We start from the raw sequence: 13,826 nt of genomic DNA, 5'->3' as shown, positions 1-13,826 counted from the left end.
AATTAACGCCGCCAGCGTCTGAGCAGGCGGCTTCGCATCCCGGTATCAAAGCGCCAGATATGATCGAAAATGCGCATGATGCCGGGTTTACCATGTGCTGACATCGCCACCGCGTGAAAACGGTGCTGGTGCACCCGCTGTAATTCCTCCACTTTGCTGACAACCTCATCGGGCAATCGCTGTGCGATAAAATCTGAGATCACCACCGCATCAGCATCAAACCATTCCCGACCCTGCATGCGCTCAGTAATGGCGCGAAAACAGCTGGCAATATCGGTACCACCGCGAAAGCGCTGACTTAAAAAACGGATCGCCTGTTCGATGCCCTCCGGGCCGGATAGCTCATAGCGCACTACTTCTGTTGAAAACAGCATGATGAAACAGCGTCGGTTATCGGCAAGGGCGACGCGCATTAGCGCCAGGCAAAAGGCTTTCGCACACTGCTCATTAAACCCACCCATCGATCCCGAAGTATCAACGCAGACGATAAAAGGTCCGCGCGGTTGCTCGTCAAAATCCTGATGCACCACGGGGCGTTCCGTGACTTTCTCACGCCATGCTTCGCCGTGCAGGCGATAGGTCAACAACTGCTTTTCCACCAGTCGTCGGTAGAACTCGTATTCCAGTTCGGTAATGCCCAGCGTGGCCAGTTCCGGCGGCAGCAGGCGCAGGATATCGTCGCTTTGCTGGATGCCATCTACTTGCTCCGGGACGGTTGCCGGTTCGCGCACCAGGGTGCGGAAGGTTTCCATTGGCGCATCTTTACGCGGTATGGATTTCGCTTCTCTGGAACGGCCTAACTGCTCAGCCAGACGCTGGAGTTCAGGTTGTTGCGTCAGGAATTCGCCATATTTCACCATCAACTGATAATCACCGCGCTTGATTTGACCTGCGCTCATATCCCACAACCGGCCTGCGGCGTTGTCATTTTCTGCCAGTACGGGTTCCAGTTGCCCGCTGAGGGTCATCCGTTCCTGTACTTCACTGAGCAAATGCTCGCGCTCTTCTTCCAGCAGTTGCTGATTCAGCGTTGTGGTTTGCACCACCAGGCTCAGGCGCCAGCGCTGGAGAAAAAGCGTATGTAGGGCAGGCGTAAACGCGCTGTTGTCATTGACCAGTTGCTGCGCTTGTCCGGCCCATGGCGAATGGAGGTGGTGCAATAGCGACAATATTTGCGGTAGCTGGACGATAAACTGCGCATGAGAGAGGAGCTGGCTTTGTTGATAGCATATAACCTCTTCCGCTAACTCCGGCGGTACATGGGTATCTTTGAGGCGGCTACGCAAAGATTCACGCCAGCGGGGAATATCGTCAGTGATCGCTTTTTTAAGGCGAGGGAATTTGTTAAAAAATACCACCATCTTTGGAGAAGCCAGCAGGGCGACGATCATCTCTTCGATCATCGCTTCTTCACTGACTGCCAGCATGATGTTGAGCGTATCAAGGGTCAGCATTGTTGCGCCTGGCGGATTTGTGCCCCGACATCCTGCAGACTGGCCTCAATGCGGCCTAACCAGTCGCTATGAATAAACAGACATTTTTGCTGCTCGCTAAATGCGCTGTGCTGCTGATGCCACTCGTTATCGAGCGCTTCAAGCTCCTGTTTTATTTCAGCGGGCATACTCTCTTGTGATGTACCGGGCAATGCCAGGCGAGAGCCTTGTAAGCTGATGTCGCGTACAACCAGGTGCTGCGCGCTATCCACTTCCATGTTCAGCGTCTGGGCAAAACCGATGCCGTTTAATTTTCCGCGGATCTCACCGCCTTTGGTTAACCACAGTTCCAGCGCACTACGTTCGAAAGCAATATGGATTACTTCCATATCATGCAGCTTTAAGGGTTTTTGCAGTAGTAATGTCACGACGGAAGACGTGGCCTCCGGCGGTAAATCATAATGAGGACGACGGCTGAACATGCCGCCCTGACGGATCACGGTGAATGCTGTTTTATCGCTTTGCTGCTGCTGGAGCTGAATGCGGCGCTGCACAATACTGCCCAGACGGGTCAGCATGGCTTGCTGTTGCCATGCGTGTCCGGTCATCAATATTTCCAGCTGCTGCTGCATCAGATTCAGGCTTTGTGCGTCGTACCACAGGCAATCTTTCAGCAGGATCAGGTCGATGGGAACTACCGCATCTCGTCCGCTAAAGAAGGCGCTGGCCTGGAGCAAGCGAATGGCTTTTTTCCAGCGACGATCGGACACGTAGGGGGCATTCGGTAGCGTGTCCAGTTGCTGGCGCAGCATGAAAATAAGCTCAAACACGCGATCGGGAAGCGTGATGGCGCCAATGTCCTTTTGCCACTGGTAATACTCTTCATCCGTTACCTGTAACGATGCCGGGACCGGATTGTCGCTTTCATCCTGCTGACTTAACAGCATCGAGCGGAAGTTGGCCTTGTCCTGGACTTTATCCAGCCAAAGACGAATCAGCATACGGTCATACAGCGCTTCCAGGCTGCTGTCTGCTTCAGGCAGTTCGTTGGAGGCTGCCACCAGCAGGCGCATCGGGATTTTCTCTTCATGCGCGCCGTTGCGGAAGTGGCGTTCGTTGATGGCGGTCAGCAGGGTGTTAAGAATCGCCGGTCCCGCCTTCCAGATTTCATCGAGAAAGACGATTTCAGCTTCAGGGAGATAGCCTGCCGTTAAGCGTTCATAGCGACCTTCGTCTTTTAACGCCTGAATGGACAGCGGGCCGAAAACCTCTTCCGGCGTAGAGAAGCGCGTCATCAGATATTCGAAGGCGCGAGCATTTTGAAAGGCAAATTTCAGTCTGCGGGCAATTAAGCTTTTAGCGATCCCGGGAGGACCTAATAAGAAAACGCTCTCGCCGCTAAGTGCAGCCAGCAGACACAGACGAATGGCGTGGCTACGTTCATAAAGTCCCTTTTCCAGCGCATTGCTCAGACGGGAAATTCTTTCCGCTAATAAATGTGGGTGAGCCATAATGAAGTGGCGTCCTTTCGCCAAATGTACTGCATAAACAGCGAGTATAGATGCTTCACACCAGTGCAGTAATAGACTGAAGGTGCGCTTATTTTTCTTTGAGCCAGATTAATCTGGTCTCATTTAGGGGTACGATTTTGCGATTAATCGTGCATACTGTGCGCCTTTTTGTGGGCCAAGGGACGACGCACACATTTCTTATATATACACCAAATCAATCAAGCTGCACCAAGGCGGCAATGGAGTTTTCTTCTGGGATGGGGGGAATAACGAATGCAGCTCACGCGGAGGTAGCTTGAAAGATGATGTGTATAAACGAAAGACGAGTCTATGAGCACTGATAATAAACAATCATTGTCTGCGATTACCCTTGCGGCCATTGGGGTTGTCTACGGTGATATTGGTACCAGCCCACTTTATACGCTTCGTGAATGTTTGTCCGGCCAGTTTGGTTTTGGCGTTGAACGTGATGCCGTATTTGGCTTTCTCTCGCTGATTTTCTGGCTGCTGATCTTTGTTGTCTCCATTAAATACCTGACGTTTGTCATGCGCGCGGATAACGCCGGAGAAGGCGGGATCCTGACGCTGATGTCATTGGCCGGGCGTAATACTTCAGCACGAACAACCTCCATGCTGGTGATTATGGGGTTGATTGGCGGCAGCTTCTTCTATGGAGAAGTGGTGATAACGCCTGCTATCTCGGTGATGTCGGCGATTGAAGGTCTGGAGATCATTGCCCCGCAACTGGATACCTGGATTGTTCCGCTCTCGATAATCGTACTGACCCTGCTGTTTTTGATTCAAAAACACGGTACCGGCATGGTCGGTAAGCTGTTTGCGCCGATTATGCTGTTGTGGTTCCTGACGCTGGCAGTGTTAGGCGTGCGCAGTATTATTGGCAATCCGGAAGTGCTGCAGGCGCTCAATCCGTATTGGGCGGTGCATTTCTTCCTCGAATTCAAAACGTTGTCCTTTATTGCGCTGGGTGCGGTGGTGTTGTCGATTACCGGTGTTGAAGCGCTGTATGCGGATATGGGCCACTTCGGTAAGTTGCCGATTCGCCTGGCATGGTTCTCCGTGGTATTGCCTTCGCTGGTACTGAACTATTTTGGTCAGGGGGCGTTGCTGTTAAAGCATCCTGAAGCGATTAAAAACCCGTTCTTCCTGCTGGCGCCGGACTGGGCGTTGATACCGCTCCTGATCCTCGCCGCGCTGGCAACGGTTATCGCTTCACAGGCGGTTATCTCCGGCGTCTTCTCACTGACGCGTCAGGCCGTGCGTCTGGGGTATTTATCGCCGATGCGTATCATCCATACCTCGGAAATGGAATCGGGCCAGATCTACATTCCTTTCGTTAACTGGATGCTCTATTTCGCAGTGGTTATTGTGATTGTGAGCTTTGAACACTCCAGCAATCTGGCTGCGGCGTACGGGATTGCGGTGACGGGGACGATGGTGCTGACCTCAATTCTGTCGACCACCGTGGCGCGCAAAAACTGGCACTGGAATAAATACTTCGTCTTCCTGATCCTGGTGGCGTTCTTGTGCGTCGATGTTCCGCTGTTCTCCGCGAACCTCGATAAACTGATTTCCGGCGGTTGGCTGCCTCTGACGCTGGGTCTGGTGATGTTCACCATCATGACCACCTGGAAAAGCGAGCGTTTCCGTCTGCTGCGTTGCATGCATGAGCACGGCAACTCTCTGGAGGCGATGATTGCCTCTCTGGAGAAATCACCACCGGTACGCGTGCCGGGAACGGCGGTGTACATGTCTCGTGCATTGAACGTCATCCCGTTTGCGCTACTGCATAACCTCAAACATAACAAGGTCCTGCATGAACGCGTTATTCTGCTGACGCTGCGCACGGAAGATGCGCCATATGTTCACAATGTGCGTAGGGTGCAGATTGAGCAGTTATCGCCCACCTTCTGGCGCGTGGTGGCCAGCTACGGTTGGCGCGAAACGCCGAACGTTGAAGAAGTGTTCCATCGCTGCGGTCTGGAAGGCTTAAGCTGTCGGATGATGGAAACCTCGTTCTTCATGTCGCACGAGTCGTTGATTGTTGGCAAACGACCATGGTATCTGCGTCTGCGCGGCAAGCTGTATCTGCTACTACAACGCAATGCGCTGCGCGCCCCGGACCAGTTTGAAATCCCACCGAACCGGGTTATTGAGCTCGGTACTCAGGTCGAGATTTAATCTCATCGACGCCCTCTTTCATCGCGAAAGGGGGCGTTTTGTTTTGTCCCTCCCAGTTTTCATTTCATCGAATGATAATCCTTGCGAAACGTTTCGATGACGATCACATTTTCATAACTTCGCGGTGGTTTTATCTCCACTCTTCGCTCTACACTTATCTTCAGCGAAACGTTTCGCTAGTGGGGAAAGAAAATGAAGAAAGGCACGGTACTCAACTCTGAAATTTCATCGGTGATCTCCCGTCTGGGGCATACCGATACGCTGGTGGTGTGTGATGCAGGTTTACCCATCCCGAATAGCACAACGCGTATCGATATGGCATTAACCCAGGGCGTACCTTCTTTTATGCAGGTACTGGATGTGGTGACACGTGAAATGCAGGTCGAGGCGGCCATTCTCGCGACGGAAATTAAACAACATAATCCGCAACTCCACGAAACGTTGCTCAGCCACATTGAGCAACTGCAACAACACCAGGGAAACACCATAGAAATTCGTTACACCACGCATGAACAATTCAAAAAACAAACCGCAGACAGTCAGGCGGTAATTCGCAGCGGAGAGTGTTCTCCGTATGCGAATATCATTCTCTGTGCTGGCGTCACGTTCTGAGGCCATCATGAACGCATTACTGCAACTCAAAGGGATCGATAAAGCGTTCCCGGGCGTAAAAGCGCTATCCGGCGCCGCGCTGAATGTCTACCCAGGCCGCGTAATGGCGCTGGTGGGCGAAAACGGCGCGGGCAAATCCACCATGATGAAAGTGCTGACCGGGATCTATACCCGTGATGCCGGTTCTTTATTGTGGTTGGGAAAAGAGACCACCTTTAACGGCCCTAAATCCTCCCAGGAAGCCGGAATCGGTATCATCCACCAGGAGCTGAATTTGATCCCGCAACTCACTATCGCCGAGAACATTTTTCTTGGCCGTGAGTTCGTTAATCGCTTTGGCAAAATTGACTGGAAGAAGATGTACGCCGAAGCCGATTTGCTGCTTGCCAAACTGAATCTGCGCTTTAAAAGCGACAGACTGGTCGGTGAACTGTCGATTGGCGATCAGCAGATGGTTGAAATTGCCAAAGTGCTGAGCTTTGAATCGAAGGTCATCATTATGGATGAACCGACGGATGCGCTCACCGATACCGAAACCGAATCCCTGTTCCGCGTCATTCGCGAACTGAAATCTCAGGGACGCGGCATTGTCTATATTTCTCACCGCATGAAAGAGATCTTCGAGATTTGCGACGACGTGACCGTTTTTCGCGACGGGCAGTTTATTGCCGAGCGTGAAGTCGCCTCGCTGACCGAAGACTCGCTGATTGAAATGATGGTGGGACGTAAGCTGGAAGATCAATACCCGCGCCTGGAAAAAGCGCCGGGTGATATTCGCCTGAAGGTCGATAACCTGTGCGGCCCTGGCGTAAACGATGTTTCATTCACGCTGCGTAAAGGCGAGATCCTTGGCGTATCGGGGCTGATGGGTGCCGGACGTACCGAGCTGATGAAAGTGTTGTACGGCGCATTGCCGCGCACCAGCGGTTACGTCACGCTTGATGGCCATGAAGTGGTCACCCGTTCGCCGCAGGATGGGTTGGCTAACGGCATCGTCTATATTTCTGAAGACCGTAAACGCGATGGTTTAGTGCTGGGCATGTCGGTGAAAGAGAACATGTCACTAACCGCGCTGCGTTATTTCAGTCGCGCTGGTGGAAGCCTTAAACATAAAGACGAGCAGCAGGCGGTAGGTGATTTTATTCGTCTGTTCAATGTTAAAACGCCATCGATGGAACAGGCTATCGGCCTGCTTTCTGGTGGTAATCAGCAGAAAGTGGCGATTGCGCGCGGTCTGATGACCCGACCAAAAGTCCTGATCCTCGATGAACCAACGCGCGGCGTTGACGTTGGGGCTAAGAAAGAAATCTATCAGCTTATCAACCAGTTTAAGGCCGATGGGCTGAGCATCATTCTGGTCTCCTCTGAGATGCCAGAAGTATTAGGCATGAGCGATCGAATTATCGTTATGCATGAAGGGCATCTCGGCGGTGAGTTCACTCGCGAGCAGGCCACTCAGGAAGTATTAATGGCTGCCGCTGTGGGCAAGCTTAATCGCGTGAATCAGGAGTAAAAAAGATGACTACCCAGGCTGTTTCTGGTCGCCGTTATTTCACTAAAGCATGGCTTCTGGAGCAAAAGTCGCTCATCGCTCTGTTAGTGCTGATCGCGATTGTTTCCACCATGAGCCCTAACTTTTTTACCGTTAATAACCTGTTCAACATTCTCCAGCAAACGTCGGTGAACGCCATCATGGCCGTTGGCATGACGCTGGTTATCCTGACGTCGGGGATCGATCTGTCTGTCGGTTCTTTGCTGGCGCTTACCGGTGCGGTTGCGGCTTCCATTGTAGGGATTGAAGTCAATGCGCTGGTGGCTGTCGCTGCGGCCCTGGCGCTCGGTGCTGCTATTGGCGCGGTAACCGGGGTGATTGTCGCGAAAGGCCGGGTACAGGCGTTTATCGCGACCCTGGTGATGATGCTGCTGCTGCGTGGTGTAACCATGGTATACACCAACGGCAGTCCGGTTAATACCGGGTTTACTGACAATGCCGATCTGTTTGGCTGGTTTGGTATTGGTCGTCCGTTAGGCGTCCCTACGCCTGTGTGGATTATGGGGATTGTCTTCCTCGCGGCGTGGTACATGCTGCACCACACTCGTCTGGGTCGTTATATCTATGCGCTGGGCGGTAACGAAGCGGCAACGCGCCTGTCCGGTATCAGCGTAAGTAAAATCAAAATTATCGTTTATTCCCTGTGTGGTCTGCTGGCATCGCTGGCGGGCATCATTGAAGTAGCGCGCCTCTCCTCGGCGCAACCGACGGCAGGTACTGGCTATGAGCTGGATGCTATCGCCGCGGTGGTGTTAGGTGGTACCAGCCTGGCGGGTGGTAAAGGACGTATTGTTGGGACGCTGATCGGCGCATTGATTCTTGGTTTCCTCAATAATGGTTTGAATTTGTTAGGTGTATCCTCCTATTACCAGATGATCGTCAAAGCGGTGGTGATTTTGCTGGCGGTACTGGTAGACAACAAAAAGCAGTAACAACGATTACAGGACATCTTAAATATGAACATGAAAAAACTGGCTACCCTGGTTTCTGCTGTTGCGCTGAGCGCCACCGTGAGCGCGAATGCGATGGCGAAAGATACCATTGCGCTGGTGGTCTCCACCCTTAACAATCCGTTCTTTGTTTCTTTGAAGGACGGGGCGCAAAAAGAGGCCGATAAGCTGGGCTACAACCTGGTGATTCTGGACTCACAGAACAACCCGGCGAAAGAGCTGGCTAACGTTCAGGATTTAACGGTTCGTGGAACTAAAATTCTGCTGATTAACCCGACAGACTCCGATGCTGTTGGTAACGCTGTGAAGATGGCTAACCAGGCGAAAATTCCGGTTATCACCCTGGACCGCGTTGCGTCCAAAGGCGAAGTGGTAAGCCATATTGCATCTGATAACGTGCTGGGCGGCAAGATTGCGGGCGATTACATCGCGAAGAAAGCGGGTGAAGGCGCGAAAGTTATCGAACTGCAGGGTATTGCCGGTACTTCAGCGGCGCGTGAGCGTGGCGAAGGTTTCCAGCAGGCTGTTGCGGCACACAAATTTAACGTACTGGCCAGCCAGCCGGCCGACTTCGACCGCACCAAAGGTCTGAACGTCATGCAGAACCTGCTTACCGCGCATCCTGACGTGCAGGCCGTATTTGCCCAGAACGATGAAATGGCGTTGGGTGCGCTGCGCGCACTGCAAACTGCGGGTAAATCTGATGTGATGGTGGTTGGATTTGACGGTACTCCAGATGGCGAAAAAGCAGTAAATGATGGCAAACTGGCTGCGACCATTGCTCAACTGCCGGATCAGATCGGCGCGAAAGGCGTTGAGACTGCGGATAAAGTCCTGAAAGGCGAGAAGGTTCAGGCTAAATATCCGGTTGACCTGAAGCTGGTCATCAAGCAGTAATACCGATTCAGGTCGCTCGCGGCCTGATGGAGACATAAAGACGCCATCCCCGTATCGGGTTTTGGGGATGAAGGCGTAAAAAGAAAAGCAGGGCACGCGCCACCCTAATCCGGTGGCGCACTTTGACTTGGAACACCAAATATGAAAACCGCAGGCAACCTCGTTGTTCTTGGCAGTATCAATGCCGATCACATCCTCAACCTTAACTCTTTCCCGACACCTGGTGAAACCGTAACCGGTAACCATTATCAGGTCGCATTTGGTGGTAAAGGCGCGAATCAGGCTGTTGCAGCGGGGCGTAGTGGCGCGAATATCGCATTTATTGCCTGTACGGGTGATGATGATATTGGCGAAAGTGTTCGTAAACAGTTAGCTAAAGATAATATCGATATTGGGCCGATTAGCGTAATTTCGGGGGAGTCGACCGGTGTGGCGTTGATTTTTGTGAATGGTGAAGGTGAGAACGTCATCGGCATTCATGCTGGTGCGAACGCGGCACTTTCGCCTGCGCTGGTGGAAGCTCAGCATGAGCGTATTGCCCAGGCGTCTGCCTTACTGATGCAGTTAGAGTCGCCGATCGAAAGCGTACTGGCTGCGGCAAAGATTGCACATCAAAATAAGACCACGGTAGCCCTTAACCCGGCCCCGGCACGTGAACTTTCTGACGAACTGCTGGCGCTGGTGGATATTATTACCCCGAATGAAACCGAGGCTGAAAAGCTCACGGGGATCCGGGTTGAAAACGATGAAGACGCGGCCAAAGCTGCGCAGGCATTGCACGCGAAGGGGATCCATACTGTACTGATTACCTTAGGCTGTCGCGGGGTGTGGGCCAGCGTAAATGGTGAAGGTCAGCGTGTGCCAGGGTTTAAAGTGGACGCCGTTGATACCATCGCTGCTGGGGATACCTTTAACGGCGCGTTAATTACAGCGTTACTGGAAGAGACCCCGCTGCCTGAAGCGATCCGATTTGCACATGCCGCTGCGGCGATTGCGGTCACCCGTAAGGGCGCACAGCCTTCCGTTCCATGGCGCGAAGAAATAGAAGCGTTTTTAAGTCAACAGAGGTAACGCTTGGCTACAATGAAGGACGTCGCCCGCCTGGCGGGGGTTTCCACGTCGACGGTTTCTCACGTCATTAATAAAGATCGCTTTGTCAGTGAGTCTGTCACTGACAAAGTTGAAGCGGCGATTAAAGAGCTTAACTACGCGCCCTCAGCGCTGGCGCGTAGTCTCAAGTTAAACCAGACCCACACTATTGGCATGTTAATCACTGCCAGTACCAACCCCTTTTATTCCGAGCTGGTGCGCGGCGTTGAACGTAGTTGTTTTGAACGCGGCTACAGCCTGGTGCTGTGCAACACTGAAGGTGATGAACAGCGCATGAACCGTAATCTGGAAACGTTAATGCAAAAACGGGTGGACGGCTTGCTGCTGCTCTGCACGGAAACACATCAACCTTCCAGGGAGATCATGCAACGCTATCCTTCTATACCGACCGTCATGATGGACTGGTCGCCTTTTGATGGTGAAAGCGATCTGATCCAGGATAACTCCCTGTTGGGCGGGGATTTAGCCACTCAACATCTTATCGAAAAAGGTTTTACGCGCATTGCCTGCATCACCGGGCCGCTGGATAAAACTCCAGCGCGTTTACGTCTGGAAGGATATCGGGCGGCAATGAAGCGGGCGGGGTTGCCGGTCCCGGAAGGTTACGAGATTACCGGTGACTTTGAGTTCGGCGGCGGCTTTGAAGCTATGCAAACGTTGCTGTCGCATAAACAGCGACCGCAGGCCGTTTTTACCGGCAATGATGCCATGGCGGTTGGCGCGTATCAGGCTCTGTACCAATCGGGATTGCGCATTCCGCAGGATATGGCGGTGGTGGGTTATGATGATATCGAGCTGGCGCGCTATATGACGCCGCCGCTGACGACCATCCATCAACCAAAAGATGAACTGGGCGAACTGGCCATCGATGTATTAATCCACCGGATGGCGCAGCCCGCATTACAGCAACAGCGCCTGCAACTTACTCCTGTTTTGATGGAGCGGGGGTCGGTTTAGGATTATGTCGCTCTTTAATCAGATTACGTCCATCTTTTGCTTTTAGCAGCATGAACATCAGCGCAGACACTACCGTGATAGCGCCCATCGTCATAAAGGTGTAGTGGAACTGCTCGACCGTATTGGTTCCTTCCATACCTTCATAGATACGCAGAACGGCAGCGCTGATGGCGACCCCTAAACTGATTGATAACTGCTGAGTAACGGCCAGCACACTGTTGCCGCTGCTGGCGTTTTCATCGGTCAGGTCCGCCAGAGTGATGGTATTCATGGAGGTAAACTGGGTGGACATCGCCATACCCAAAATGAACAACGGCAGGATCAACATCCAGACCGGCATGGCGGGAGATTGCAATGCGAACTGCGCAATCATCAGGCCGATAAATACCGTAACACCCACCAGTGTGGTTCTGTAGCCGAGCCGGCGCAGCACCTGCGTCACCATTGATTTCGCCAGTATTGATCCCAGCGCCGTTGGCGCCATCATGCAACCGGCTATCAGCGCCGGGTATCCAAAGCCTACCTGCAACATCAGCGGCATTAAGAAGGGCACGCACCCTGTACCCAGACGAGTGGCAAGGTTTCCGGCGATCCCGACGGAAAAAGTTCGGGTCTTAAATATAGGAAGCGATATTAGCGGCGTTGGGTGACGACGCGCGTGGCGAATGTAGGCGAGCAGTAACAGAATGCTGGCAAGAATAATGCTGAGCGCTATCCAGGTCTCGACAAGCTTCTCACCGAACAGCTCTACCCCGCTGGAAAACAACACCAGGCTCAAACCAAACAGAAAGAAACCGGTCATATCAAAACCGCGGCGCGGCGTGGTGAAGTTCGGCATATATTTGCGGGCATAGAAGATACCGGCAACCCCAATTGGAATATTAATCAGGAAGATCCAGTGCCAACTGGCCCACGTGACCAGTACACCGCCCAATACCGGACCTAAAATCGGCCCCACAAGTCCAGGCATGGTTACGAAGTTAAGCACGGGAAGCAGTTCGCTGCGGGGGTAAGCACGCAATAATGCCAGACGGGCAACGGGCATCATCATAGCGCCGCCAATGCCCTGAATGATGCGGAAAATCACCAGTTCGCTTAGGGAGCTGGACAGCGCACAGGCCAGCGAACCCAGCGTAAACAGGCTAACAGCTATCATAAAGACGCGCCGGGTACCAAACCTGTCTGCCAGCCATCCACTCACCGGGATCAGCATCGCGACCGTCAGGGTGTAACTGATAATGGCTGACTGCATGGCGAGCGGAGAGCGGTTAAGGCTGTGTGCTATTGCGGGTAAGGCGGTATTGAGGATCGTGGCGTCTAGTGCCTGCATAAAAAAGGCCATGGCTGCTATCCACGGTAGCCCGGCCATACTGCGTGATTTCTTTTCTGACATATTATTTATCCGGTAGCACGTTCGGTGCTATCAGCAATGCCTGACAGGCAGCGAAGGCGCGATCGCCATCGCTCTCATCTATTGCGTCGACAATGGCCTGGTGTAAATCCAGCTTGACCACGTCGTTATAGGTAATAGAGGTAAAGTAGGTCTGGTAAACGGAATGGAAGAGTGACGCGAAGGAGATAAGGAACGGGTTCGCACTCATTTCATAGATGTGTTCATGCCAGGCGATATCAACCTCAATCCAACGCTCGCGTCTGAAGTTTCTTTTCAGCTCGACCATTTCTTCCATCAGCGTGTTGAGATGCGCTTTCTGTTCTGCCGTACCTATAGTCGCCGCCAGTAAACACGCCTGAGGCTCCAGGCTGATACGCATCACCAGAAAATGTTTAATGACCTGAGAGAAATTATCTTCTGTCATCCACCAGGTGAGCAGCTCCTGGTCGAGGAAGTTCCAGTTTGCCTGCGGCATGACGCGTGTACCAATACGCGGGCGCGGTAATACCATACCTTTTGCCGTTAACGTCTTTACCGCTTCTCTTACCGCGGTACGACTCACGCCAAACTGATCGCCCAGCTCTATTTCGCCAGGCAATATAGCGCCCGGTGCGTATTCACCTTTTAATATTCGCTGAGCCAGCTTTTCGGCCAGAACGTAGGACAGGTTTTTCTGTGCGGCTAGCTGTTGGGCATTTAACGGCATGAATGGTTTTCCTTACTTTATTTCTTATTCATTAGTATGCCACCTGGAAGTGTTATTGCGGCTGCAAAAACGGCAATTTGCTTATTTTATGGCATGTTAATGGTGGTTTTGCTGAAAAAACACGCACTCGGAAAGTTATTTTAAATTTCCCCTTGTCAGCCTGAAATAACTCCCTATAATGCGCCTCCACTGACACGGAACAACGGATTACATACCGCCGGGTCAGCGGAGAAAAGCGAAAATAAACGCTTGACTCTGCAGCGGGATGGCGTAATATGCACACCCCGCGCCGCTGAGAAAAAGCGAAGCGGCACTGCTCTTTAACAATTTATCAGACAATCTGTGTGGGCACTCGAAGATACGGATTCTTAACGTCGCAAGACGAAAAATGAATACCAAGTCTCTGAGTGAACACGTAATTCATTACGAAGTTTAATTCACGAGCATCAAACTTAAATTGAAGAGTTTGATCATGGCTCAGATTGAACGCTGGCGGCAGGCCTAAC

The 13,826-nt window shown here is 52.4% G+C and carries 11 protein-coding genes; 7 read left to right on the top strand and 4 right to left on the bottom strand.

Features of this window, described 5'->3' with window-relative positions; translation table 11 throughout:
* Window positions 1-2: 2 nt before the first annotated feature.
* Window positions 3-1,454 (bottom strand): ATPase RavA stimulator ViaA, encoded by a 1,452-nt coding sequence (gene viaA / locus B9P82_RS21345; RefSeq protein ID WP_101700890.1) that lies wholly within the window; start codon window positions 1,452-1,454, stop codon window positions 3-5.
* Window positions 1,448-2,944 carry an ATPase RavA gene (gene ravA / locus B9P82_RS21340; RefSeq protein WP_016157823.1) on the bottom strand — a complete coding sequence of 499 codons (1,497 nt, stop codon included), beginning with the start codon at window positions 2,942-2,944 and terminating at the stop codon, window positions 1,448-1,450. The genes viaA and ravA overlap by 7 nt, the downstream gene beginning before the upstream one ends.
* A gap of 330 nt (window positions 2,945-3,274) precedes the next feature.
* On the opposite strand from ravA, the gene kup reads away from it, so the two are divergent.
* From kup to rbsR, 7 genes are all read left to right on the top strand, one after another.
* The gene (gene kup, locus B9P82_RS21335; RefSeq protein WP_101700889.1) at window positions 3,275-5,143 is read left to right on the top strand and encodes a low affinity potassium transporter Kup; all 1,869 of its coding nucleotides are present in this window, start codon (window positions 3,275-3,277) and stop codon (window positions 5,141-5,143) included.
* Window positions 5,144-5,335: 192 nt separating this feature from the next.
* Window positions 5,336-5,755 carry a D-ribose pyranase gene (rbsD, locus tag B9P82_RS21330; RefSeq protein WP_016155090.1) on the top strand — a complete coding sequence of 140 codons (420 nt, stop codon included), beginning with the start codon at window positions 5,336-5,338 and terminating at the stop codon, window positions 5,753-5,755.
* Window positions 5,756-5,762: 7 nt separating this feature from the next.
* Complete coding sequence (rbsA, locus tag B9P82_RS21325) at window positions 5,763-7,268, top strand: ribose ABC transporter ATP-binding protein RbsA (protein ID WP_003023764.1); 1,506 nt, start codon at window positions 5,763-5,765, stop codon at window positions 7,266-7,268.
* A 5-nt stretch (window positions 7,269-7,273) separates the two neighbouring features.
* Window positions 7,274-8,239 carry a ribose ABC transporter permease gene (rbsC, locus tag B9P82_RS21320; protein WP_003023762.1) on the top strand — a complete coding sequence of 322 codons (966 nt, stop codon included), beginning with the start codon at window positions 7,274-7,276 and terminating at the stop codon, window positions 8,237-8,239.
* Window positions 8,240-8,263: 24 nt separating this feature from the next.
* Entirely contained in the window at window positions 8,264-9,154 is an 891-nt protein-coding gene (gene rbsB, locus B9P82_RS21315; RefSeq protein ID WP_003023760.1) for a ribose ABC transporter substrate-binding protein RbsB, read from the top strand.
* 141 nt (window positions 9,155-9,295) lie between these two features.
* Entirely contained in the window at window positions 9,296-10,225 is a 930-nt protein-coding gene (gene rbsK, locus B9P82_RS21310; protein ID WP_101700888.1) for a ribokinase, read from the top strand.
* A 3-nt stretch (window positions 10,226-10,228) separates the two neighbouring features.
* The gene (gene rbsR / locus B9P82_RS21305) at window positions 10,229-11,221 is read left to right on the top strand and encodes a ribose operon transcriptional repressor RbsR (RefSeq protein ID WP_016155093.1); all 993 of its coding nucleotides are present in this window, start codon (window positions 10,229-10,231) and stop codon (window positions 11,219-11,221) included.
* Here the strand turns inward: rbsR and mdtD are convergent.
* Window positions 11,187-12,614: a multidrug transporter subunit MdtD gene (gene mdtD, locus B9P82_RS21300; RefSeq protein WP_016157827.1), complete on the bottom strand. Its 1,428-nt coding sequence runs from the start codon at window positions 12,612-12,614 to the stop codon at window positions 11,187-11,189. The genes rbsR and mdtD overlap by 35 nt on opposite strands.
* A gap of 1 nt (window position 12,615) precedes the next feature.
* On the bottom strand, window positions 12,616-13,320 hold the full coding sequence (locus tag B9P82_RS21295; RefSeq protein ID WP_016157828.1) for a FadR/GntR family transcriptional regulator: 705 nt from the start codon (window positions 13,318-13,320) through the stop codon (window positions 12,616-12,618).
* Window positions 13,321-13,826 lie beyond the last annotated feature (506 nt).

This window comes from Citrobacter sp. L55 (genome assembly GCF_002850715.1).
In the GTDB taxonomy this organism is placed as follows: domain Bacteria; phylum Pseudomonadota; class Gammaproteobacteria; order Enterobacterales; family Enterobacteriaceae; genus Citrobacter; species Citrobacter braakii.
This window is presented reverse-complemented; position numbering and strand designations above follow the sequence as displayed.

Coding starts and splice junctions, on each gene's coding strand:
- rbsA (WP_003023764.1), top strand. CDS start 5,763: ATGAACGCATTACTGCAACTCAAAGGGATCGATAAAGCGTTCCCGGGC.
- rbsK (WP_101700888.1), top strand. CDS start 9,296: ATGAAAACCGCAGGCAACCTCGTTGTTCTTGGCAGTATCAATGCCGAT.
- B9P82_RS21295 (WP_016157828.1), bottom strand. CDS start 13,320: ATGCCGTTAAATGCCCAACAGCTAGCCGCACAGAAAAACCTGTCCTAC.
- kup (WP_101700889.1), top strand. CDS start 3,275: ATGAGCACTGATAATAAACAATCATTGTCTGCGATTACCCTTGCGGCC.
- viaA (WP_101700890.1), bottom strand. CDS start 1,454: ATGCTGACCCTTGATACGCTCAACATCATGCTGGCAGTCAGTGAAGAA.
- rbsD (WP_016155090.1), top strand. CDS start 5,336: ATGAAGAAAGGCACGGTACTCAACTCTGAAATTTCATCGGTGATCTCC.
- ravA (WP_016157823.1), bottom strand. CDS start 2,944: ATGGCTCACCCACATTTATTAGCGGAAAGAATTTCCCGTCTGAGCAAT.
- rbsB (WP_003023760.1), top strand. CDS start 8,264: ATGAACATGAAAAAACTGGCTACCCTGGTTTCTGCTGTTGCGCTGAGC.
- mdtD (WP_016157827.1), bottom strand. CDS start 12,614: ATGTCAGAAAAGAAATCACGCAGTATGGCCGGGCTACCGTGGATAGCA.
- rbsC (WP_003023762.1), top strand. CDS start 7,274: ATGACTACCCAGGCTGTTTCTGGTCGCCGTTATTTCACTAAAGCATGG.